The following is a 24,338-nucleotide window of genomic DNA, read 5'->3' on the forward strand; positions in this document are numbered from 1 at the left end:
TAACCAATCCGTTCGCGTGGTAGTTACAGAAGGCAGCATAACTGGGTGGATAAACCCAGGCTGTTTAACTGGTTTCACTACCCTTTCCAACGAACGTGAATTTACTGGAATTAGCACACGATCCGGTTCAGGCTGCTCAGGCCGCCCGGCTTATTTACATGAACGATACCATGCCTGGTATTCATCGGCAGCGGCATGGTCAACAGTTTGTTTATGTTGATCCTAAAGGCAACCCTCTGGATGATGAAACAACCTTGAGCCGTATTCGAAGTATGGCCCTCCCTCCGGCCTGGGAAAATGTCTGGATCAGTCCTAAACCCAACGGGCATTTACAGGCTACGGGTATCGACACCAAACAACGAAAACAATATCGATACCATGCCAAATGGAACGCCATTCGGAGTGAAACGAAATTCTTTCGGATGGTTGCTTTTGGTGAAGCCCTGCCGTCGTTGCGAGCGCGCATTACGAAGGATTTAAAACAACAGACCCTATCCCGTGACAAAGTCATTGCCATTGCGCTGAGTGTCATGGAGCAAACACTGATTCGAATAGGCAATGCAAGTTACGAGAAAGAATACGGCTCGTATGGACTAACCACGCTTAAAGACCGACACGTTAAACTCGAAGGCAGCGATGTTCGGTTTAGCTTTAAGGGAAAGAAAGGCATTTATCACGATATTATGCTCCACGACCGACGGCTGGCTCGTCTGGTAAAAGCCTGCCGTGATATTCCGGGTAAAGAACTGTTTCAATACCTGGATCAGCAGGGTGAACGACACTCGATCGATTCGGGCATGGTTAACGATTATCTGCGCGAAACGATGGATGGCGATTTTTCGGCCAAAGATTTTCGTACCTGGGCAGGTACTGTCAATGCGTTACGGCTGCTGGTTGAACTGGGGCCTTGCGATAATGAGAAAGAAGCGAAAAGAAACGTTAATACAGTACTCGATCAGGTTGCACACCGATTAGGTAATACGCGAACGGTTTGCCGAAAACATTACGTACATCCCCAAATCCTGGATGCCTATGAGTGTCAGGATCTGGTACCTTACTTTAGGCAAAAAGCCCGGTTCCGCCAAACCAGCCCTTATGGTCTTGATGGCGTTGAGAAACTTCTGCTCAAGTTTCTGAATGATCAGATCAAGGTAGCCAAATGATTGAGCGTGGCGAATTAATTCGCCACGCTCAATCCTATATCCTTTACAATCCCAATTGCTGAGTAATCGTACTACTCAACCGAAGTAACTCTATCTCAGTCGCTTTAGCCGTATACTCAGCCTCTATCAGACGGGTCTGAGCATCTACAGACGTACGCTGTACATCCCGGAATTCAACAAAGGTTGAATTCCCGATCCGGTAGCGATCATAGGCAATCTCGACGTTCTGGTTAGCCAACTGGTTATTTAATACTTCCAGATTCAGAATACGCAGGCTGTTCTGATAGGCCTGGTATGTCTGACTAAGTGCCGTAATGAGTTGAAGCCGCTGGCTCGATTCCTGGTCCTGAGCAATGATTGTATTGACCTTGGCATTCTGAATCTGCCGTTTCAGATTGTAGCCATTAAAAATGGGAATCGACGCCACCACGTTATACGTAATAGCACTTGTTCGGCCTGTAGCAACCCCAAAGCCCCCCTGGTTATCGATAAACTGGTAGTTGTAGCCCGTCTGTGCGGTAACAAGCGGAAGTTGCGCTGAATTCGCTAATTGTACGTTTAAATCCGCTACAGCCCGGTTAAGTACAGCCGCTGCCAGTAAGGGGTTGTTCGCGTTTAACGATTCCTGAAGAGGAGCTAACTGAAGATTTGGGCGAGCGACAATGGTATCCCGAATAGAGAACTCTGTCTGTGGATCACGGATCAACAAATTATTCAGGATGATTTTCGCATTCCGTAATGCCTGTTCCTGCGACAGTAGCGCTGCACTATCCGTATTATAATCAACCTGCGCACTCAGGAAATCGACTTTTGAACGCGTTCCTACTTCATAGTTAGCACGGGCCAGCTCAAGCCGTTCACGCGAAATGTCGAGGGCCTGGCTAAAGGTGATTAGCCGACGCAATTGGCGAACCACATCATAGTAGCTCGTAGTTACACTGGCTATAGTAGCTTCTACATTTGCGCGGGTATTGACGGTGCTTATCTTGAGCAACTGCTCAAGTTGCGAATAGAATGATCGCCGATAATACCCATTAAAAACGGTGTAGTTCAGGTTGACCCCCAGGTTCGATGTCCGGTTAAATATCCCACTTCCTTCTCGGGGAGGCTGAAGGTTACCAATGGTTGTTTGCCGAAAGCTTTGCAGGCTTCCGTTTGAGTTGCCATTGAATGTCAACGAAGGTAGATAGCCTGCATTCCCTTTACTGTAGTTATTCCGGGAAATCTCCTCCTGAGAACGATTAATATGAATTTGATAGTTCTTACTAACAGCCTGATCAATTGCCTGTTGAAGCGTTAACAACTCACCCGGCTGGGGCAGGGTGGCCATGGTGAAAGTTCGTTGCTGAGCGCGTTGGATTGCATTAGGAGTTTGTTGAGAAAAAGCCAAAAAAGGTAGGCAGGCAAAAAGAAGACAACTGCTGAGTTTCATTGATTAACGGTTATAACTACAAGTAGGACAAAAGTAAGAGAATCTGCAATTGGCCCGTCAGCTTATCAACCTTTCGTTTAACTTGCACACTATCTTTTTTTCCCCAACCTGTATGAAACACCTTTTTCTACTATTTTCTACTCTATCGCTCCTATTGTCTGGGTGTTCCTTCAAAAAAAAGGCAGATTTGCTCGTAACCAATGCCCGCATTTACACCGCTGATTCGAGCTTTTCGATGGCCAATGCCTTTGCCATAAAAGATGGAAAATTTTTAGCTGTCGGCGACGGTCAGACACTGGCTAAGGAATACGAAGCTGCTACGCAGGTCGATCTGGCTGGCCAACCTGTCTATCCCGGTTTTTACGATCCACATGCCCATTTCCTGGGGCTTGGCCAGGTACTCGATCAGGCCGATCTGGTTGGCGCCGAATCCTACGATGAAGTCATTAATCGACTCAAAACCTTTTATCAGGCTCATCCAAATGTAATCTGGCTGACGGGCCGGGGCTGGGATCAAAATGACTGGCCCGAAAAAGTATTCCCTACCAAAGAGAAATTAGATGAAGCCTTTCCAAACGTTCCGGTTGCTCTGACCCGTATTGACGGGCACGCCTTACTCGTCAATTCAAAAGCACTTCGTCTGGCAAACGTAACAGGCGGATCGCAGGTAGCCGGTGGAGAAGTAGTTCTGGACGCTGGGCAACCCACAGGTGTGCTGGTCGATAATGCCATGCAGTTTGTAAAACGGGTCATCCCTCGCCCGGATGCCAGCGACAAAGCCCGGATGCTGCTCAATGCCGAAAAGGCCTGTGTAGCTTTGGGCCTCACCACCGTATCCGATGCGGGTATTAGCCCCGACGAAATCAATTTGATCGATAGCCTTCAACAGGCTGGCAAGCTGAAAATCCGGGATTATGCGATGGTTAGTCTGGGCGAGCCTAACCTGAATTATTTTCTGAAGCGTGGTCCGTTTCAAACCGACCGTTTAACGGTTCGCTCGTTCAAGCTATATGCCGATGGAGCCTTAGGATCGCGGGGGGCCTGCCTTCGCAAACCATACAGCGACCGCCCCGAAACCAGTGGCTTTCTTTTGCTTAGCCCCTCCGAACTGGAACGGGTCACTAAGTTACTGTACAACTCTAAATTTCAGGCCAATACGCATTGCATTGGCGATTCGGCCAACCACCTGATGCTCGATCTGTATGGGCGCTTACTGGAAGGCAAAAACAACCGTCGCTGGCGGATTGAACATGCTCAGGTGGTTTCGCCCGAAGACGTCTGGAAATTTGGCCGCTATTCCATTATTCCGTCAGTCCAGCCTACTCATGCTACCTCCGATATGTACTGGGCAGGTGATCGGTTAGGAGCCATTCGGGTAAAAGGTGCCTATGCATTCAACGATCTGATGAAACAGAATAGTCTGATTGCATTCGGCAGCGATTTTCCGGTAGAAGCCGTCAATCCCTTATTTGGCTTTCACGCGGCTGTAGCCCGGCAGGATGCAAAGAATTATCCCGCAGGTGGCTATCAGATGGAAAATGCGGTTGATCGAAAATCAGCTTTGCTGGCCATGACCCGCTGGGCGGCCTACGCCTGTTTCGAAGATCACCTGCGCGGCTGTATCGCTCCCGGCAAACAAGCGGACTTCGTCATTCTGGATCAGGACATTATGCTGATTCCCAACCCGAAAATCCGGCAAACTAAAGTACGTCAAACCTGGATCAACGGTGAACGTGTATTTTAAACTATAGCCCACCTCTACGAAGTTGTTTGCGTTCGTGGTGTCAGGTTCTTAAACCTGACGTGATCGGTTTCTCAAAACCGAGCCAGACTGACCGTTCGGTTTTGAGAAACCTCACGAAGGGCAGATTTGAGAATCTGCCCTCACCCCAGCTGGGCAAAATGCTGTAAATTGACTAACTTAAAACACTTCCGAAATCTGGTAAGGTAATTTGTTGAACGTAACCGAATCGCCAGCTTTCCGGCCAGCCAGTGCAACACCAATAGGCGAAGCAGGTGACACAGCGAAATAGTCTTTTCCATTCAGACTGAGCTTACCGGCTCCGATACTGATAAAAAACACGCCCCGATTGGTAACAGCGACGCTCCCCGGCTGTACAGCTTCGTAGCTTTTATCAAGTTGAAGCTGCTTCAAATCGCGCTCTACTTTCAGCGCTTCGGCCAATAACTGAGCATGACGGTCCCGTTCGAGCTGTGCCATGGCCCGGCCCGTTTCGTACTTATCCCCCGCGCTACTCTTCGACTCAGAATTAGCCGCTTCCTGAGCCGCATTCATGGCTTGTTGTGCGGTATTGATCCGCTGTTCGACATAGGCCTTACAGCGAGCGTATAGCGCTTCTTTTAGTTGTTGATTCGACACGTTATAAAGTTCCTCGTTTCATTTCTCTGACTGCAAAGTTGGCAGCTCTGGCGGTTAAAGCCATAAACGTAATGGATGGATTTTGGGAGCCTGTTGAGGTCATGGCAGCCCCATCCGTTACAAACACATTTTTGACAGTATGCAGTTGATTGTGCGCATTCAGCAAAGAGGTCTTGGGATCACGACCCATGCGCACGCCCCCCATTTCGTGAATATCAAGACCGGGATTTCGGTGATCATCATACGGTTTTATATTCTTACAGCCCGATTTCTGGAGCATCTCGGCCCCCTGTTCCAGAAAATCGTTCATCACTTTCAGGTCATTGTCGGTGTAATCAATAGCCGTTATGAGTTGCGGAATCCCCCAGGCATCTTTTTGGGTGGTGCTCAACCTGACGTGGTTTTCGTAACGAGGAACGGTTTCGGCCTGCATCATCATAAACACATGCCAGCCACCGGGGTTACTCAACTGGTCTTTAAAATCAGCGCCGAAACCTGCTTGCCCTAAAGCACGTTGCCAACCCGACCGTGAAGCGCTAAAGGCAACCATATACCCTCGCTGAAAATCGGTTTCCTGTTTCCGAACGTTTCGAAAATTGGGCATAAACGCTGTTGTCGGCCGACGGCCATAAAAATAGCCATCCTCAAACCCTTCATAATCCGCCACAATATTTCCGCGATAGTTATGAAACGCCACATAACGACCCAGCAATCCACTATCATTGCCTAATCCGTTCGGGAAACGCCGGGAGGTTGAGTTGAGCAGAATCAGGTTGGAATTCAGGCAGGCCGCGTTGACGAAGATAATTCGGGCATAGTATTCGGCCATCTGTTTTGTGTGCGTGTCAATAACCCGGACACCCGTTGCTTTACCTTTCTGCTCGTCGTAGATAATGGAATGAACCACAGAATCGGGCCGGAGAGTCAATTTACCCGTTTTAGCCGCCCAGGGAATGGTCGATGAATTGGAGCTGAAATAGCCACCATACGGACAGCCTCGGTAGCATAAATGCCGCGCCTGACACTGGGCTCGTCCCTGATCGTAATGGATTTGTTTCGGTTCGGTCAGGTGCGCACAACGGCCAATGATTACGTGCCGGTCTTTATACGCTTCGGCCACCCGTTTTTGAATGTGCTTTTCAACACAGTTCAGCTCCCATGGTTTTAGAAATTCGCCATCAGGAAGTGTCTCCAGGCCATCTTTATTGCCACTGATGCCCACAAACCGCTCGACGTGACTATACCAGGGAGCCAGATCGTCGTACCGGATTGGCCAATCGATAGCGGCCCCGTCTCGGGCGTTGGCTTCAAAATCGAATTTACTCCATCGCTGCGTTTGCCGGGCCCATATGAGTGACTTCCCTCCCACCTGATAGCCGCGAATCCAGTCGAAGGGCTTTTCCTGGATATAGGGGTGATCGGCATCTTTCACAAAAAACTGCTCCGTTGCCTCATCGAGGGCATAGCATTTGGTAGCAATTGGGTTAGCCTGCTCAAAGGTTTCCGGCATTCGATTTCGATGCGTGAACTCCCAGGGATTACGTGTCGCTGTCGGATAGTCGGTGATATGCCGCACATCGCGCCCACGCTCCAGCACAAGCGTCTTTAACCCTTTCTCACACAACTCTTTAGCCGCCCATCCGCCACTGATACCTGAACCAATTACGATGGCATCGTACGTCCGGGCCGCTTTTGCATCGCCGTTGATATACATAGTTTAGTCGCTTATATCGCTACGATATTACATATTCTAACATCGCGCACAAAATCCACTATTTTACTAGATTTCTCGAACAACCGCCGTTGCATTTAATTTATACAGAAAACCAAAAGCAACGTTATGGTACTTGACATTCCTCCACAACATCAGGATATCCAGCCGGGTATTGAAGCCGAACTGGACCCGCAACCAGAAGTCATTCGGCCCTCCTATAAAGGAGCCAATAAACTGAAAGACAAAGTGGCACTTATTACGGGTGGCGACTCCGGTATTGGGCGAGCGGTGGCCGTTCATTTCGCCCGCGAAGGCGCCAATGTTGCCATTTCATTCACCCCGCGCGAGGAGATCGACGCCCAAAAAACCAAAGAACTCGTAGAAGCCGAAGGCCGAACCTGTCTCCTTCTACCCGGCGATATTCGGGATGAAGCGTATTGCCAGCAGATCGTAGAAGAAACGGTCCAGCAATTCGGCCAGCTCAATATTCTGGTGAATAATGCGGCCTTACAGCTGCAACATAAAACACTGGAAGAAGAAACTGATGAAGACCTGCTGGCTACTTACGAAACCAATATCTATTCGTGCTTCCGGGTTACCAAAGCAGCCGTACCCCATCTGCAAAAAGGCGATTGTATCATCAATACAACTTCCGTGACCGCCTATCAGGGGCGAGCCGATCTGTTAGAATACTCGTCAACGAAAGGGGCGATCATGACCTTTACACGTGCCTTATCGAGCAACCTGATTTCGAAAGGCATCCGGGTTAATGCCGTAGCCCCCGGCCCCATCTGGACACCCCTTAACCCTGCATCGGTCAGTGCCGAAGAAGTGGCCCAGTTCGGGAAAGACGTTCCGATGAAACGCCCCGGCCAACCCAGCGAAGTAGCGCCCACTTACGTGTTTCTGGCATCCGAAAATGCCTCCTACATCACCGGACAAGTATTACACCCCAACGGAGGAACGATTGTTAATGCGTAAAAATAGAACCGAGTAGTGAGTATTAGGCGTGAGGAGTTGCTGACGCATTAGTATGTTTCATGCGCCAGCATTCTCACTCCTAATACTCGCTCCTATCTACTAAAAAAGACATGAACCAAATGGAAATTGAAACCAAGCCCCAGCATCAGAATGAACAGCCGGGCATGGAATATAAAATGGACCCCGAGCCCATTTACATTCGGGATGATTACGAAGGAGCCGATAAACTGAAAGGCAAAATTGCCCTCATAACGGGTGGCGATTCGGGTATTGGGCGGGCAGTCGCGATTCACTTTGCCCGAGAAGGCGCCGATCTGGCCATTATTTATCATCCGCGTGAAGAAGAAGATGCTCAGAAAACCAAAAGCCTGATTGAAGCCGAAGGTCGTCAGTGTTTATTGATGTCAGGCGATCTGAAAGATATACAGTTCATTCAGGATGCCGTTGATCTGGTTATTGACACCTACGACCATGTGAATATTCTGGTTAACAATGCGGCTAATCATGTCGAACAGACGGAATTTACGGGTATTTCGGATCAGCAAATGCGCGAAACGTTTGAACTTAACATTCTGGCTATGTTCCGGCTGACTAAAATTCTGCTGCCTTACATGACTTCCGGCGATTGCATTATCAACACCACATCGGTCGTTTCGTACCGGGGTAGTGAAGCGCTCATTGATTATGCGTCGACCAAAGGGGCCGTCACAGCCTTTACCCGGTCGTTGTCGCAGAACCTGCTTGAACGGGGTATTCGGGTCAATGCCGTAGCCCCCGGCCCTATCTGGACACCCTTGATCGTGGCGACAAAAACCCTGAAAGAGGTAGGCGAATTTGGAAAAGATACGCCCATGAAACGCCCTGGCCAACCTGCTGAACTAGCACCTGCCTATGTATTTCTGGCATCTGAAGATGCATCGTACTACGCTGGTCAGGTTATTCATGTAAATGGCGGAGAGGTAATCAATTCATAGCGATTCTGCCGCTGCTAGCTTATATTTATAGCCGTTCTGATCAGGATCAGAACGGCTTTTTTATGGAAACAACTGCCGCTAAACTTGCTGTTCCGTTGCATCCGGGCGTACCGCTTCTGGGGAATACGCTCGCTTTTCTGTATAATCCGCTCAGAACGTTACGTACCCTACAACAGCGACAGGATCGGCTGGTGCATCTGCGCATTGGAGGCAGGAATCAGTACCTGGTTTTCCGACCCGACGACGCTAAGCATGTATTGCAGGAAAACCATCGGAACTATGGCCGATCCCCCGCTTTTCAGGTGCTAAAAATCTTTCTCGGTAATGGACTACTGACCAGCGATGGCGATTTCTGGCGACGTCAACGGCGACTGGCGCAACCGGCCTTCCATCGGCAAAAGTTGGCTGCGCTTACGCATACGATGATCGCTGAAACAGCCGATTGGCTGGCTGATCTGAAGCAACAGAATCTGCAACAACCGATCAACGCATCACAAGCCTTTATGGACGTTACGATGCGGATTGTCTGCAAAACGTTATTTGGCTCAGATACGGTCGGTAACCTGTCGGGATTATCATCGGCACTGGATACGCTTAACTACCTGGCCAATAACCGAATGCTATCGCCCATCCGGTTTCCGATGCATTGGCCCACTCCTAACAACAAACGGTTTCAGAAATCTGCCGTATTGGTTGATGAGTTTATCTATAGCGTCATTGAGCAGCGTCGAAGCCAAAACCATGAACAGGACGATTTGCTCTCTATGTTTCTAACAGCCGAAGACGAAGAAACAGGCGAGCGTATGTCAGACCAGCAACTTCGCGATGAGTGCGTAACGCTGTTTTCGGCTGGCCATGAAACCACTGCCATTTCGATGGCCTGGACCCTGTATCTGCTTAGCCAGCACCCCGATATACAGGAACGGGTCCAAACCGAATGTCGCCAAGTGCTGGGCGATGCGGATTTGCCCGCTCCCGAAGTGTTTCGCTCGCTAACGTATACCATGCAGGTAATTCAGGAATCGTTGCGACTGTACCCACCTGCCTGGATTATGAGTCGACTGGCGTTTCAGAACGATCACATTGGCCCTTACACCATTCCGTCTGGTGATACGGCCTTGGTTTCTCCTTACCTACTCCACCGCGACCCAGATAATTGGCCAGACCCGGATCGATTTGACCCCGACCGTTTTGATGCGGGAGGGCTTAAAGATCAGTTACATTCGTATGCCTATTTACCTTTTGGCGGAGGCCCGCGCCTGTGTATTGGAAATCAGTTTGCCCTGATGGAGATGCAGATTTTGCTGGGTATGCTGGCCAGAGATTTTTCATTCAAATCCATTCCGAATCAACTGATCGTACCTAAGCCCCTGATTACCCTACGCCCCAATAAGCCAATTCGAATTCGTTTTGAGCGATTTTAAATTTATATTTTTTAAAGAATTTTCATCGTCAACCGTTCCACGTCAACCCCAAAATGCTTGTATTATCAAATTATTAACAGATTGTTATCTTCGTCTGCGTGAAACCTAGTTGCATCTTTCGTAGGAAGCCTTGACTTTCTGGTTCGTATACCCAAACTTAGATAGTCCATTGATGTTCTTAATTCAATTCACCTTAAAAGCGACACAATGAGACTACAAATGCACGCCGTTAAATTTACGGCAGACCAGAGCCTGTTAGATTTTATCCAGGCTAAGCTTGATAAGCTCGATACATTTCATGATCGAATTATTAGTGGTGAAGTGTTCTTACGATTAGAAGGCGCCGACTCCAACAAGATTAAAGAGAAAATAGTCGAAGTTCGACTTATGATTCCGGGGAAGGAGATTTTCGTGAAAGAACACGATAAAAGCTTCGAAAGCGCTACAGACCGGGTGATGGATGTCCTGAAAGACAAACTCGTTCGCTGCAAACAAAAACGCAACGACATTTCCAGCCCGGCTATTGCTCAAGCCAAATCCATGGTGGAAACGGAAGAAGAAGTTTTTGAACCCGATGAGTTATAAACCATTTTATTGAGTCTAACATGTGAAAGCCACTCCGTCTGGAGTGGCTTTCACATATATTAACTGTACAAGCGGGCTTTAGCCCGTAACTTTATATTCGAATTAACAAACACAGGCTGAAGCCCATGGGTACATTACAGACCGAACTCGGCTTTGATTTGATCAACAAAGTCGAGCTTTTCCCAAGTAAATAGTTCAACTTCCACTTCTTTCGAGTGGCCGTTTGCCCCAAAAGTTTTCTTCACTACCTCATTTTTACGGCCCATATGTCCATAGGCGGCTGTTTCCGAGTAGATCGGGTTACGCAGCTTCAGACGTTGTTCGATAGCGTAGGGGCGCATATCGAAAATTTTGCCCACTTTTTCGGCAATTTCGCCATCGTGCAAATCAACTTTGGCCGTTCCGTACGTGTTGACATATAGGCCACAGGGCTTAGCAACCCCAATAGCGTACGAAACCTGTACCAGAACCTGATCACAAAGGCCAGCAGCTACCAGATTTTTGGCGATATGACGAGTAGCATAAGCAGCTGAACGGTCAACTTTCGAGGGGTCTTTGCCCGAGAAAGCACCACCACCGTGGGCACCTTTCCCGCCGTACGTATCCACAATGATTTTACGACCAGTCAGCCCAGTATCACCATGAGGGCCGCCGATTACGAATTTGCCGGTCGGATTTATATAATAGGTGATGTCGTCCGTAAACAGGCTATGGAGTTCTGATTTTTGAGCGGCTTTTACCCGTGGAATAACAATGTTAATAATGTCTTCCTTGATTTTTGCCAGCATGGTTTCGTCGTCAGCAAAATCATCGTGCTGAGTCGATACAACGATAGTATCGATCCGGATTGGCTGGTGATCGTCGGAATATTCAATCGTCACCTGCGACTTGGCATCGGGCCGCAGATAGGGCATCAAGGAAAGCTCGTTGTTACGGATATTGGACATTTCCCGCAGGATGGCATGAGCCAGATCGAGCGGCAGAGGCATGTAGTTATCGGTTTCGTTGGTGGCATATCCGAACATCATACCCTGATCACCAGCACCTTGCGCATTGGCTTTGGTTTCGAAGTCGTCGTTGGCCACTTCCCGGTCAACGCCCTGGTTAATGTCGGCTGATTGCTCGTGTAGTGCCGAAAAAATCCCGCAGGAGTTCGCTTCGAACATGTATTCGCTCTTAGTGTAGCCGATTTTACGGATCACCTCACGCGTAATTTTCTGAACATCCAGGTAGGTGTCCGTCTTGATTTCACCTGCCAGCACAACCTGGCCTGTCGTTACGAGGGTTTCACAAGCTACCTTGCTGGATGGATCAAAAGCCAGAAAGTTGTCAATCAGTGCGTCGGAGATCTGGTCGGCGACTTTATCAGGATGTCCCTCAGAAACAGACTCGGAAGTGAAGAGATAAGGCATGGCGCTATCCGTATGACTTGGTTTAAAACGACAAATTTATGAGTTTCTGAGCAGGGGACAAATTTGGAGCTCTACACTTAACCAATTAACTGATGATCTTTCTCCGCAACACATCGAAAAACGCGGATACGAAGGGCCAGAATGGCATAGTGGCGAATAGTCGTAATTCTTCCAGAAAATGGGTGTCTTCGTCCAGAAATTTAAATACCCGACGAGGATTCTCCGTATAAATTCGGGTAAAGATATCATCGGCCGGATACCGATGTTTTTCCAGCACATTCAGGAAAATGCTATCGTAAAACTTAAAACGACGTTTGAACCAGGGTTCTCTTCGATTCGGCTTTCCGGTTTCGACCAGATTTTTAACAATAGCTTGCAGGTACCGTTGTGTCCGTTGGAATGTATAGCCAGTCGACGGTTTTGTGAAGCCACCAGCCGTACCAATGCGGATTACATGCTCAGAAGGGTTTTCCTGCGTAGGTTCATCCGACATTGGAATAACGCCATATTCTGTTTCACAGATTACATACCCACCCGTAGGCAGATACCGATCTATATATTGACGCAGATCAGCTTCGTATTCCGCATCCGTAAGCAGTTTATCATTGAACAACGTAAACTCGACCAGTGCGGTGTGTTCATCGAAAGGCAGTACATACAGAAACCGACAATCACCGTGCTGTTCGACGCGAAAGTCCATAATTTCGGGGCGTTGGGGGTCAAAACAGGGCGATTGCGTTTTAATGACCCAGCCTTTGAAATGCTGAAGCAGATTATGATTTTCGGGCTGATCAAGTTTTAACGCAAAGGTGCTATCGAAAATGTAGTCAGCGATATACGGTTCATCATCGGCAATGATAAATCCACCCTGGGGCGTATCTTTTAGTCGCTGAATGGTCGCCTGCTTTTGTTCCACATTGGGCCACTTGGCCAGCTCAGCTTCCATAAAGCTGTAAAAATCAATACCACGCAGCATTTTGTACCGATATCTGCCCATGTCGAGCAGCCCGGAATAGGTAGTGCCATGAAACGAAATCGACTTCCAGGTACGAAACAGGATCGACTCAAACGGGCGCCTGGAATCCAGTTGTTGATTCGTGCGTGCAGCTAATGGCTCTCTAGGCTCGCGCTCCCAGAAACACCACGTACGATCATTACGGTTTTTTTGATCGCGGTCCAGAATCAGGATGCGTCGGTCACGCAAGGGTGACTGTAGCAAATAATAAGCCAGGCTTAGGCCTGCCATTCCTCCTCCCGCAATGATGAAATCGTATTTTTTCATGCAGTAACGAAAAAGTCCGGGCCGTGTGGGTCCGGACTCTCGTCTTTTAAACTAATGAACCTGCCTAAATTGTTTCAAGTGCGTTTATACATTCACATGTTTTTCGGCGTGGTAGCTCGAACGAACCAGTGGCCCTGACTCCACATATTTTAAGCCACGCTTTAAACCTTCTTCACGGTACATCGCAAACGTTTCGGGATGAATCCACTCAATAACTTCGTGGTGCATCTTGGTCGGCTGCAAATATTGCCCTAATGTCAGCACATCCAGTCCGTTTTGAGCCAGATCATCCATCGCTTTGAACACTTCCTCATGCGTTTCGCCAAGGCCCAGCATAATACCTGATTTGGTCCGTTGACCATATTCTTTGGTACGACGAATCTGCTCCAGACTGCGTTCATAACGGGCCTGTGGACGCACGCGTCGATATAGCCGTTCTACGGTTTCCATATTGTGCGACACCACTTCCTGACCTGCTGAAATCATTCGCTCCAGGGCTTCCCAATTCCCTTTTGTATCAGGAATCAGGGTTTCGATGGTGGTAGTCGGCGACGCTTCTTTGATCAGCCGGACCGTTTGATACCAGATTTCGGCCCCCCGGTCTTTAAGTTCATCGCGGTTTACCGATGTAATAACGGCATGTTTTACCTTCATCAGCACAATGGCTTCGGCTACTCGGCGGGGTTCGTCGGTGTCATATTCATTTGGTCGTCCGGTAGCCACTGCACAAAATGTACAGCTTCTGGTACAGACATTCCCTAAGATCATGAATGTAGCCGTTCCGGCCCCCCAGCACTCACCCATGTTGGGGCAATTACCGCTTTCGCAAATGGTATGAAGTTTATGCTCGTCGACGAGTTTACGAACTTTGGCGTATTCAGGGCCGATGGGTAATTTGACCCGTAACCAGTCGGGACGTTTCTTCCTTTGTTGTTCGGAGGGTATTACAGGTAGTTCAATCATAGCTCCTCAATCCTTTCCAGCAAAATTCGTTTTTCCGCTGGAAAGTTCATAAAAAAGCGTTCGGAGTTCAAAGCGAGGAGTGAGCACCCATCTGGTGATGAGATAGTCCTCCTCGCTTTGAACTCCGAACACCTGTCAATGCCTATTTCTTACTCCCAAAAAATAAGGTTAAGTAAGCGGATGTAAAGAAGCTGCGGTTGCCATCCTCCCGATTCCCGTTGGGGCTACGATTAGGGATTATCACAATTTTATTCGGAAACATCTCGGCCAGGAAACCGATTTCTACGCCGGTTGTATTGGCTCTGAAGGCGCTTAATTCAAAATTTAAAGCTGCTTTTACGTTCAGGCCAACCGTTAGTTTCGACTGATCGAGGCCTTGGAAAAACCCTCCAGCCCCCGTAACCGTTTCGCCGGTAGCGGTAGCAAATCCATTTACCTGAGAAGCCGGAACTGTTCGAGACGAATTCCCGTAGGATACTTCAAGATAATACGGCTTGATAATGCCCAACGAGGGGCCTGCGGCTAAAATACCACTCACGGCTATGCCTTCGTCGCTGCTACGCTGGAATAACTTTACCTCCCGACCATACTGCGGCCGTAACACAAACAGGTAATTTTCTTTGCCATCGATATATCGTGAGCCAACCGCGTTAAGCGAAGACTGAATCTCTTTAGGATGTTTTACATTAACAATCTCTATACTAAGATACCGATACTGAGGCATCCCCATCAATTTACCCGCCAGCAGTTTAGAACGCCGATAAGAAAATCCACCAATAATGCCGGAGTTCGTATTGGTTGTGATACCAAATGTGGTAATGGTGTGATAACTCTCGTCATCGGCATCTGTATTTTGAGCGGTTACAGCTTGCCCGGATACAAGTAATCCCCCCAACGCAAGACCAAGTAATCTGTATAGAGTTCGCATTTTCGTGATATCCTAAAATTAAAACTAAACATTTTTATACGTATTCGCAAAATCGGTCTGCACAATTAGCGTAACTACAGCATTATTTATATGTTTAACGCTAAAATAGCAGCCGGACCTATTTTCTGAAGGATTTTTAGGGAATGGTATCCTAAGGCCAACTACGTGGATTCGACTGATTTTCTGGACTCTACAGTGCTAACTAATGTCACATGATCAGAACCGGAAACTATCCAAATCCATAAAATCGACTCGATCAAACGCATTTTCCTTATCAGCTCCTTGAGCTACCCATTTGATATACGTTTATTAGTATGGCAACGATTCATATTGACTACATTGGCGACCTACGCACCGATTGCGAACACCTCCAGTCGGGTACACACATCAATACAGATGCCCCTACCGACAATCAGGGGAAAGGAGAAGCCTTCTCTCCTACCGATCTGGTCGCTAATGCGCTTGGCACCTGTATCATCACGACTATGGCGATTAACGCCCGACGCGACGGTATAGACCTGACAGGTAGCAAGCTTGATGTCACTAAAATAATGACGACTCAGCTTCCCCGCAAAATAGCCCGTATAGAAATTAATCTGACCCTTCAGGCTAACCGGGAAGGCGTTTCTTTTCTTCCTGACGACGAAACCCGTGCCCGGCTGGAGCGGATCGCCCATACCTGCCCGGTTGCCCTCTGTTTGCATGCCGATGTGGAGCAGGCAGTTCATATACAATGGGAAGAATCCATCCCAAGTAATAGCTAATTAGTTTAGCAGACTGGTCAATTTAACAGACTGGGAAAAGCCCCAGTCTGTTAACTATGTGTAGCATCATTTATTTCGCTTTCGCTTCTGCCCCCACCGTTTAATGTCGGCTGTGAGGTTTTCCAGAAAAAACGATGGCCCAACCGACAGATATAAGCCTGAATAATTAATCTGGCTTTCGGGTATATCTTTTTTTAGAATGAAGCGATAACCAACCAACAAATTAATACCGAACCAATGCAATGGAGGTAGCCAACGTACTGTCGGAAAATGGTAGGCTCCCGATACACCAACGCCCAAAGGAATAAAAACCCCACGAGCCAGTTCATGCTTCTCTGCAACATCATCATTACGTTCATACCGCGAATGGCCATATCCTAGCTCAAGTGGCATACTAATTTCAAACGCTTTCTGGCGGTATAAATAGCGTTCATAATATACGGTAGCCATTCGCAAACGGCGAGTGACTGATTCCGATGAGTTGGGAAGCAACCCTGGCTGATTTAAGAACTGATTTACGAAGTAAAAGCCAGCTCCGGCCTTAAAACTGGCCATTCGTCCTCCTTTCAGATTGGCCCTTCGGTGACTTGGCGGAAACAGAAAGCCGGCCCGTATACCATATACACTGACTGGCGTTCGACGGTTATCTTCCGTGCGCGTGTCATTGAAAAATGTAAACCGCTGATCGGTTGACGCTGTAAAGGTCAATGACGTGGGCATCTCACTCGACAGAGTATCCGTTTTTTGATGAGTCGCTCTCTCTTTTAATCGAGTTTCTCCATCAATCGACACTTTTGCTTGCGCAAACGCACGATTATCAGTCAATAGTCCGACCAAGCAACATACATACACAATGTTCCATAATAAACGCATAGTTTTCACAACGTTAGTAAAATCAATAACCCCAACAGAAGCCAATGGTTTTAGTAGAACAGTTTACCAAGTTGTTTTGAAATCGCCATGGGTGTCCTATGCGCTGATGCGCTGACTATAACCATCTATTTTTTAGAGAAACATCGTTAGGCCTACTAATCCATCTCTGTCTGCACGTATGCTCACCAGCCGTCAAAGCTGGCCTACCAATGCAGCAATTATTAGATTAATACAATTTTATTCAAATTTTATTTTTTATAAATCTACCTGGATTAACTTGTTTTAATTCGTACTCTACTAGTATTATATCTCCGCATTCTCATAGTTTTCTAGCTTGGTAACGTTCCCGGAAACGCTTGCATAAAAAAAGTGAGAAATTTTATTCTCTTTATCCATTTTTTTTCAGAATATTATAATGGTATTATCAGAGTGTAAAATAGTACATAATAAAGTTTCGTCAAAGAATAATCCAGTAACCTAATTAATCGACCAGACAAATTTTCTGCCTCCAAACGATGCCTTTAATAAGTAGAAACCCTTACATCTGACGCTTTGGCCTACACGCAACAGCTAAATACCGTGTCCCATAAGCCATACTCTGCCTACACCGTTGAGGAGCTTGCCCTCGATGATCTTTTTGTACGTTGGGTACAACACCCCAACGACGATGAGGTAGCGGCTTACTGGCAAAGTTGGCTTTCACAAAATCCAGATTGTGCCGAAACAATAGAGACCGCTCGTCAGCTCATTCTGACAAGCAGTCAGCCAATTTTGCCAGCACTATCGGCCGATGAAATGTCATCAGTATGGGGACGGATTCGGGAGTCACTCCAGACGATGGAAGACCTCCGTCCACTTCAGCCAGATGTGCGGGCAGTAGTGGGCTGGTGGTACTTTTTCCGAACAATTGCTGCTGCTATGGGAGTCCTGCTCCTGATCGGCTGGGCTTTATGGATGCAGTATGGTCCTAACCAACGCATTTCGACGGTTAGCACATCAGCCCATCAAACTCAGCAGATCCGCTTGCCCGACAACTCAACCGTTACTTTATATCCCAATAGCTCGGTTCGGTATGCTCGTCGATGGACGGATGAGACCCCCCGGGCGGTCTGGTTGAAGGGTGAAGCCGATTTCTCTGTCATGCACCGGAATGATACGACCTCGGCTCGACTATTTCGGGTGCATACCAGCGACCTTACGATCGAAGCTCTCGGCACAGCGTTTCAGGTCAGTCAGCAAGCTGCCTGTACGTCAGTCGCTTTAACGTCGGGAGCTGTCAACCTGCTCGTCAAACACCACAATCCGATTCGGCTCCGTTCGGGTGAGTGGATTGAGGTTCCAACCAGTTTGGACAAATCATTACCCTAGCTGCTTTTTATAATTAACTCTTACTCGAACCTACAATGCAAAACACAATTACCCAACCTCCACGGAGATCGTGGCTACCTCTGCTTGGCCTTACGGCACTCGCACTACTAGGTCAACCGGCCTACAGTGCTCCACCCACCCACTCATTGACTGTCGATAACCCAACTCAGGAACGAGTTGTAACAGGTAAAGTTCTATCGGGTGACGACAACTCCGGGCTTCCCGGTGTTAGCGTAGCGGTTAAAGGAACTACGCGCGGCACCACAACCGATGCATCTGGAACATACCGGATCAATGTGCCTGCTGGTCAGTCAGTTCTTGTTTTCTCAGCCGTAGGCTTTGTTAGTCAAGAAGTCTCTGTTGGTAACAAGTCAACCATCAACCTGACCCTAAGTACCGATACGCGCGCACTAAACGAAGTCGTCGTTGTGGGGTATGGTACACAGAAGAAAAGCCAGACTACTGGTGCTATTTCATCGATTACGCCTAAGCAAATCACGGAACAACCCATCACCAACATTGGACAGGCCATGCAGGGTCGCGTAGCGGGGGTGGATGTGGCCCAGTCGGGTAGCCGGCCTGGCTCTGTACCAACGATCCGGATTCGCGGACGTCGTTCGTTCAATGCAGGTAATGATCCACTTTATGTAGTGGATGGGATTCCACTCGCGCGGGAATACGAAGACATCAACCCGAACGATGTTGCCTCCATGGAAATCCTGAAGGATGCTACAGCAACAGCCATCTATGGTGCCCGGGGTGCTAATGGCGTTGTGCTGGTTACCACCAAGCGGGGTAATCCAACCGGCAAAACGACCATCTCCTATGACAACTATGTGGGCGTTACCAACGTATTGGACAAAGTACACCTGTTCAGCGGTTCCGAATTTGCGGAATTTGTACGCGAGGCCTACCGAACCACAGGAAACTACAAAGATGCGAACGGCAATCCCGTTCCAACGGGCGTAGCCGATGCGTATGCCGACTCGAAGGTAGCCGTATTAGGTGGTGACCCGGCTGTAGCGGCTGGTATTGCTGCCGGCCGAAACACCGACTGGCAGTCGCTGATTCTGAAACAGGGTTTTCAGCAGAACCACACCATAGGTGTTCAGGGCGGTAACGAAAAAACGCAATTCTACATTTCGGCAGGTTATTTCCAGGATAAAGGGATCATGCCGGGATTAGATTTCACCCGTTATTCGCTACGAGCCAATATCGATCACCAGATCAATAAGGTACTGAAAGTAGGTATTGCCTCGTATATGATGTATAGCCTGCGCAATGGTGAGTCGTTGAACCCATACAACTTTACCCTTCAGCAAAATCCGCTTGGACGGCCCTATGACGATAACGGCAACCTGATTTTCTTCCCAACCAACGACGCCCTGTTAACCAATCCACTTGCTGAGGTTATACCAGGTGCGCAAATCGATGAACGGAAGAAATACCGGATTTTCAATAGCGTTTATGCGGAAGTAAATATCCTCGATGGGTTAAAGTACCGGGTCAATTTCGGCCCCGATTTCACCATCAACCGATATGGCCGCTTCATTGGCTCTTTAACCAATGCCCGAAAAAATGGCGATCCACAAGCTTCGTTTAACAGCACCTTCAATTTCGACTACACGCTCGAAAACGTCGTTACTTACAATAAGAAGGTCGGTGATCATAACTTCGGAATAACCGCGCTCCAGTCTATTCAGCGAGACAATTCTGAAGGAAATAGCATTAACGTTCAGGGGGTTCCGGCAGAAACTCAGTCGTTTTATAACGTAGGTAATGCCAGTTCGGTGCTGGGCGTCGGTAGTGGCTTAGTTCAGTGGACGATTAACTCATACATGGGCCGGGTCAACTATGACTATAAAGACAAATACCTGGTAACAGCCACGATACGTCGGGATGGTTCGAGCCGTTTCGGTGAGAATACGAAATACGGTAACTTCCCCGGTATTGCTTTAGGCTGGAATATTAGTAACGAAGATTTCATGAAAGGCTCAAGCTGGGTTGATCTGCTGAAACTACGGGTTAGCCGAGGATCGGTAGGTAACCAGGGGGTAGTACCGTATCAAACACAAGGGCTGCTGGGTCGTACTGTATATGCATTTGGTAACACGCCTGCCTATGGCTATCGTCCTGAAACAATCGGGAATGCCGATCTGCACTGGGAAACCTCGACCACCACGAACATTGGTGTTGACTTTAGCCTATGGCGGGGCCGGGTAGCGGGTGCTATCGAATTATATAATACGCGTACCACTGACCTGCTGCTGTCTGACCTGCTGCCCACTTCAATCGGCTTTAATGCGGTAACCAAGAATATCGGCGAAACGCAGAACAAAGGGTTAGAAGCCAGCATATCGACCGTAAACGTAAATACAAAGAGCGGCTTTAAATGGACTTCTGATATTGTATTTACGAAAAACACCGAAGCCATCATCTCCCTATTCAATGGAGCTGTTGACGACGTAGGTAACAAACGGTTCATTGGTAAACCGCTGACGGCCATGTATGATTACAAAAAAGCGGGTATCTGGCAAACCAATGAAGCCGATGCCGCTAAGTCTTACCAAAGTGCAGTCGGTCAGATTAAAGTACAGGACACAAACGGTGATGGTAAGATTACGGCCGATGACCGCGTGTACTTGGGCTCCGATATTCCAACTTGGAGCGGTGGTATCACAAACCGATTCAGCTACAAAGGATTTGACCTGAACTTCTTTATCTACGCCCGGGTTGGCCAGACCATTCTGAGTGGTTTCCACCGGGACAACAACGCACTGGCAGGCCGTTATGAGCAGATTAAAGTCGATTACTGGACACCCAATAACCCAACCAATGAGTTCCCACGGCCTAACTCAAGCCAGGAATTTCCCGTCTACAATTCAGCGATTATCTACTTCGACGGAACATTCGTAAAAGTGCGGAATATCAACTTTGGCTATACGTTCCCGGCATCAATTACCTCGAAACTACATCTGCAATCGCTCCGGCTATTCACCAGCATTCAGCAGCCGTTTATCTTCTCATCCTATCGGTCGAAGTATAACGGTGTTGACCCTGAAACAAGCGACGGTACGGTCAGCAACGGTGTTGTGCCTGCTACCCGGGTTACGACATTTGGGTTGAATGTGAAATTCTAGGCCCACAACCGATAAATGATGTATTTATAAACATCTTAAGATTCTAATCGAAACATGAAATCAAAATTTTCACATAAATCAATTCGCGTCCTGGCACTTGCGACCCTTATGCTTAGCGGTCAAGCCTGTAAGGATGTGCTGAAGGAAACGGTAGTATCCGCTATCGGGAACGATTACATCAATACGCCCAAAGGATTTGAAGATGCCAGCAGAGCGGCTTATTCCTCCATGCGTAACTTTTACGGCTCAGAACGGGGGCTGACCATGACTGAGTACGGCACAGATATTTATCAAGCCGGGGCCGATGGAAGCTACAAAGGGTTTCATTTTTATGATACCCAGATGAATAGCTTTGTCGATATCATTCAGCAGGTATGGGAAGAGTTGTATAAGGGAATCAATACCTGCAACGCGGTCATCGAACGGGCTCCAGCAGCTACGGTTTCGGACGCTACAAAGAAACTGCGGGTAGCTGAAATGAAGTTTTTGCGGGCGCATTACTACTTCATTCTGACCCAACAATTCGGCGGAGTGGACCTACGATTGACGGAAACGCTAGGCCCCACAAAAATAACGAAGCGGGCAACGGAAGCGGAAATGTACAAGCAAATCACAGCTGACCTGGAAGCGGCTATCGTAGACCTACCAACCACGAAAGCGTCGGCTCAAGCAGCCAGTGATTACGGACGGGCTACTAAATCGGCGGCAGAACACCTGCTGGCTCGTGTCTATTTAACGAAAGCCACCTCGTCGGCCAAAGCAACCGACGACTACGCCAAAGCGGCTACCTATGCCCAGAATGTCATTTCGAACTATGGCTACAAGCTATTACCTGATTTTGCCAGTGTGTTTGCGCAGGGAAGTGGTGAAATTAATGATGAGGTTATTTTTTCGGTACAGTACACATCGGATCCGTTAACCAACATCAACACAGCCAATACAAACAACGGTGATGGTAACAAACTGCACCTCTACTTCGGTATGCAGTATGATGTGCAGCCGGGTATGAAACGGGATATCGCCAACGACCGCCCGTTCAAACGCCTAAAGCCAACTAACTACTTACTGGAAACGGTGTTTAAAGATCGAGTTAATGACTCTCGATACAAGAAGACGTTTAAGGATACATGGCTATCGAACAACCCTGGCACAAACCTGAATACCTCTTTTGACAACAGTAAGGCCAAGGTTACCTATAAAGCAGGCGATACAGCCATCTTTATTCCTGGGGTTGAATGGACATTGGCACAACGCGCTGCGAAGCCATATCAGGTGTTAGTACCTAGTGCTTACACACAGGCGCTGTTCCCAACCTTACAGAAGTTCCTGGACCCGAACCGCCCCGACCTGACCTACGAACAAGGTAGCCGTGACTATCTGGCTTTCCGCCTGGCAGAAACCTACCTGATTCTGGCCGAAGCCCAATTCAAACAGGGCAAAACCACCGAAGCAGCTGCCGCACTTAATGTAGTTCGTCGTCGGGCAGCCTGGCCAGGTAAAGAAGCCGCTATGGAAATTACCCCTGCACAGGTAGATATGGAAATGATCATGCAGGAACGTGCCCGTGAGCTGGCTGGTGAGCAAACCCGTTGGTTCGACCTGAAGCGTTGGGGCAATCTGGTTGAACGAGTCAAATTGTACAACTCGGATGGTGCAGCCAACGTGAAAGAGACACATAACTACCGCCCGATCCCACAAACCCAGATTGACCGTACCGAAGGGGGTAGCGCCAACTTCCCGCAAAATGCGGGCTTCTAACGACTAAGTGATCGAAAGAGTGAAAGAATGAACGAGCGAAAAAACCTGCATCAGCAATTCGCTCATTCACTCTTTCGCTCTTTCGCGCTTTATAAACAGTAGAATCAAATTTCCTTCCTCTTCTTTTAACCGAACCTGAATTTTTCCACCATCAGTAGCTGTCTTTTAGCTATCTGATTATCCCCATTTCCAATCATGCAGGAGCCTGTAAATCGACGGCAGTTTCTTACAACGGCTGGCCTCTCCACGCTAGCTCTTACGATAGGCACCTCCCGACTAGCTGCCTTCGCTACCAATCCATCTGGCCTTAAGATAGCCTATTCGGCCATTACTTGGGGTGGTAACGACGCTCAGGCCATCAGCGATCTGGCAGCACTTGGTTTTAAAGGCATTCAGCTTCGGGCTAATACCTTTGGCCCTTACAAAGCCAAACCATCTGAACTGAAGGCGCTGCTCGAGCAGCATCATCTGGCACTGGCTATGTTCTCAAGTGGCAACGTAGAAATCGACCCAGCCAAAGAGCAGAGTACGATTGATATGCACGTTGCTCATGCCAGTTTTGTAAAAGCACTGGGAGGTTCGGCTATTCAGCTGACCAACTCAGCCCGCCCTAAAGATCGGCTCCCAACCACGGAAGAACTGAAACGACTAGCGACCGTGATGAATGAAATCGGTAAGCAAACCGCCGACCTGGGCGTTCAGGCATCGTACCACAACCACATGCATCAACTTGGCGAAACACCTGAAGAGGTTGATGTGATTGTGCAGGCCATGAACCCTAAATACGTAAAGCTTGAACTGGATATTGCCCACTATAAACAGGGTGGAGGGCAACCTGAAAAAGCGGTGAAACAATACAAGGATATTATTTATGCGTTGCACCTGAAAGATACGATGTCGCCCCTGCCCGATAAACCCAACGATCCGAAAGCCTATAAATTCGTTGAGTTAGGTCGTGGGAATGTCGATGTTCCGGCCGTGTTCAAAGCCCTGGAAGACATCAAGTTCAAAGGCTGGGGCATAATCGAGCTGGATGGCGTACCCGAAAAAGACAAAACACCCCTCCAGTGCGCTCAGATCAATAAAGATTACATCACAAAAACCTTACATCATCAATTGTGATTGAGCGATTGAGTGATTAAGTGAACAACAGACGCGTAGATTTCTCACTCAACCACTCTTTCGCTCAATCACTCA

The 24,338-nt window shown here is 48.1% G+C and carries 19 protein-coding genes; 11 read left to right on the plus strand and 8 right to left on the minus strand.

Annotated elements, in window-relative coordinates; translation table 11 throughout:
- Positions 1-95: 95 nt before the first annotated feature.
- Complete coding sequence (locus tag BGO59_RS04525) at positions 96-1,163, plus strand: DNA topoisomerase IB (protein ID WP_293681238.1); 1,068 nt, start codon at positions 96-98, stop codon at positions 1,161-1,163.
- A 43-nt stretch (positions 1,164-1,206) separates the two neighbouring features.
- Here the strand turns inward: BGO59_RS04525 and BGO59_RS04530 are convergent, their stop codons facing one another.
- Positions 1,207-2,493: a TolC family protein gene (locus BGO59_RS04530; protein ID WP_293681241.1), complete on the minus strand. Its 1,287-nt coding sequence runs from the start codon at positions 2,491-2,493 to the stop codon at positions 1,207-1,209.
- 214 nt (positions 2,494-2,707) lie between these two features.
- Here BGO59_RS04530 and BGO59_RS04535 point away from each other — a divergent pair, with 214 nt between their 5' ends.
- Positions 2,708-4,339 carry an amidohydrolase family protein gene (locus BGO59_RS04535; RefSeq protein ID WP_293681244.1) on the plus strand — a complete coding sequence of 544 codons (1,632 nt, stop codon included), beginning with the start codon at positions 2,708-2,710 and terminating at the stop codon, positions 4,337-4,339.
- A 177-nt stretch (positions 4,340-4,516) separates the two neighbouring features.
- Here BGO59_RS04535 and BGO59_RS04540 read toward each other — a convergent pair whose 3' ends face one another.
- On the minus strand, positions 4,517-4,975 hold the full coding sequence (locus BGO59_RS04540) for a 3-oxoacyl-ACP synthase (RefSeq protein ID WP_293681247.1): 459 nt from the start codon (positions 4,973-4,975) through the stop codon (positions 4,517-4,519).
- Position 4,976: 1 nt separating this feature from the next.
- A complete protein-coding gene (locus tag BGO59_RS04545; RefSeq protein WP_293681250.1) occupies positions 4,977-6,689 on the minus strand; it encodes a GMC family oxidoreductase in 1,713 nt (570 codons plus the stop codon).
- Positions 6,690-6,815: 126 nt separating this feature from the next.
- Here BGO59_RS04545 and BGO59_RS04550 point away from each other — a divergent pair, with 126 nt between their 5' ends.
- The 4 genes from BGO59_RS04550 to BGO59_RS04565 all read left to right on the plus strand — a co-directional run bounded on the left by BGO59_RS04550 (position 6,816) and on the right by BGO59_RS04565 (position 10,653).
- Positions 6,816-7,670: an SDR family oxidoreductase gene (locus tag BGO59_RS04550; RefSeq protein WP_293681253.1), complete on the plus strand. Its 855-nt coding sequence runs from the start codon at positions 6,816-6,818 to the stop codon at positions 7,668-7,670.
- A 110-nt stretch (positions 7,671-7,780) separates the two neighbouring features.
- Positions 7,781-8,644 (plus strand): SDR family oxidoreductase, encoded by an 864-nt coding sequence (locus tag BGO59_RS04555; RefSeq protein ID WP_293681256.1) that lies wholly within the window; start codon positions 7,781-7,783, stop codon positions 8,642-8,644.
- A 62-nt stretch (positions 8,645-8,706) separates the two neighbouring features.
- Positions 8,707-10,068, plus strand: coding sequence for a cytochrome P450 (locus BGO59_RS04560; RefSeq protein WP_293681259.1), 1,362 nt, complete (start codon positions 8,707-8,709; stop codon positions 10,066-10,068).
- Positions 10,069-10,275: 207 nt separating this feature from the next.
- Positions 10,276-10,653, plus strand: a complete 378-nt coding sequence (locus tag BGO59_RS04565; protein WP_293681262.1) for an HPF/RaiA family ribosome-associated protein — start codon at positions 10,276-10,278, stop codon at positions 10,651-10,653.
- 134 nt (positions 10,654-10,787) lie between these two features.
- Here BGO59_RS04565 and metK read toward each other — a convergent pair whose 3' ends face one another.
- The 4 genes from metK to BGO59_RS04585 all read right to left on the minus strand — a co-directional run bounded on the left by metK (position 10,788) and on the right by BGO59_RS04585 (position 15,238).
- A complete protein-coding gene (metK, locus tag BGO59_RS04570) occupies positions 10,788-12,065 on the minus strand; it encodes a methionine adenosyltransferase (RefSeq protein ID WP_293681265.1) in 1,278 nt (425 codons plus the stop codon).
- An 85-nt stretch (positions 12,066-12,150) separates the two neighbouring features.
- Positions 12,151-13,347, minus strand: coding sequence for a lycopene cyclase family protein (locus tag BGO59_RS04575; RefSeq protein ID WP_293681268.1), 1,197 nt, complete (start codon positions 13,345-13,347; stop codon positions 12,151-12,153).
- Between the two features lie 84 nt (positions 13,348-13,431).
- Positions 13,432-14,310 (minus strand): lipoyl synthase, encoded by an 879-nt coding sequence (gene lipA / locus BGO59_RS04580; protein ID WP_080054916.1) that lies wholly within the window; start codon positions 14,308-14,310, stop codon positions 13,432-13,434.
- A 142-nt stretch (positions 14,311-14,452) separates the two neighbouring features.
- Complete coding sequence (locus tag BGO59_RS04585) at positions 14,453-15,238, minus strand: hypothetical protein (protein ID WP_293681273.1); 786 nt, start codon at positions 15,236-15,238, stop codon at positions 14,453-14,455.
- Between the two features lie 314 nt (positions 15,239-15,552).
- On the opposite strand from BGO59_RS04585, the gene BGO59_RS04590 reads away from it, so the two are divergent.
- Positions 15,553-16,002 carry an OsmC family protein gene (locus BGO59_RS04590; protein ID WP_293681276.1) on the plus strand — a complete coding sequence of 150 codons (450 nt, stop codon included), beginning with the start codon at positions 15,553-15,555 and terminating at the stop codon, positions 16,000-16,002.
- A 66-nt stretch (positions 16,003-16,068) separates the two neighbouring features.
- Here the strand turns inward: BGO59_RS04590 and BGO59_RS04595 are convergent, their stop codons facing one another.
- Positions 16,069-16,722 carry a hypothetical protein gene (locus BGO59_RS04595; protein ID WP_293681279.1) on the minus strand — a complete coding sequence of 218 codons (654 nt, stop codon included), beginning with the start codon at positions 16,720-16,722 and terminating at the stop codon, positions 16,069-16,071.
- Positions 16,723-17,454: 732 nt separating this feature from the next.
- Between BGO59_RS04595 and BGO59_RS04600 the strand changes: the two genes are divergently transcribed.
- From BGO59_RS04600 to BGO59_RS04615, 4 genes are all read left to right on the plus strand, one after another.
- Positions 17,455-18,243 carry a FecR family protein gene (locus BGO59_RS04600; RefSeq protein WP_293681282.1) on the plus strand — a complete coding sequence of 263 codons (789 nt, stop codon included), beginning with the start codon at positions 17,455-17,457 and terminating at the stop codon, positions 18,241-18,243.
- A gap of 35 nt (positions 18,244-18,278) precedes the next feature.
- Positions 18,279-21,383: a TonB-dependent receptor gene (locus BGO59_RS04605; RefSeq protein WP_293681285.1), complete on the plus strand. Its 3,105-nt coding sequence runs from the start codon at positions 18,279-18,281 to the stop codon at positions 21,381-21,383.
- Between the two features lie 54 nt (positions 21,384-21,437).
- Complete coding sequence (locus BGO59_RS04610; protein WP_293681288.1) at positions 21,438-23,141, plus strand: RagB/SusD family nutrient uptake outer membrane protein; 1,704 nt, start codon at positions 21,438-21,440, stop codon at positions 23,139-23,141.
- Between the two features lie 195 nt (positions 23,142-23,336).
- On the plus strand, positions 23,337-24,263 hold the full coding sequence (locus tag BGO59_RS04615; protein WP_293681291.1) for a sugar phosphate isomerase/epimerase: 927 nt from the start codon (positions 23,337-23,339) through the stop codon (positions 24,261-24,263).
- The last annotated feature ends 75 nt before the right edge of the window (positions 24,264-24,338 follow it).

The organism is Spirosoma sp. 48-14, from assembly GCF_001898575.1.
Lineage (GTDB): Bacteria > Bacteroidota > Bacteroidia > Cytophagales > Spirosomataceae > Spirosoma.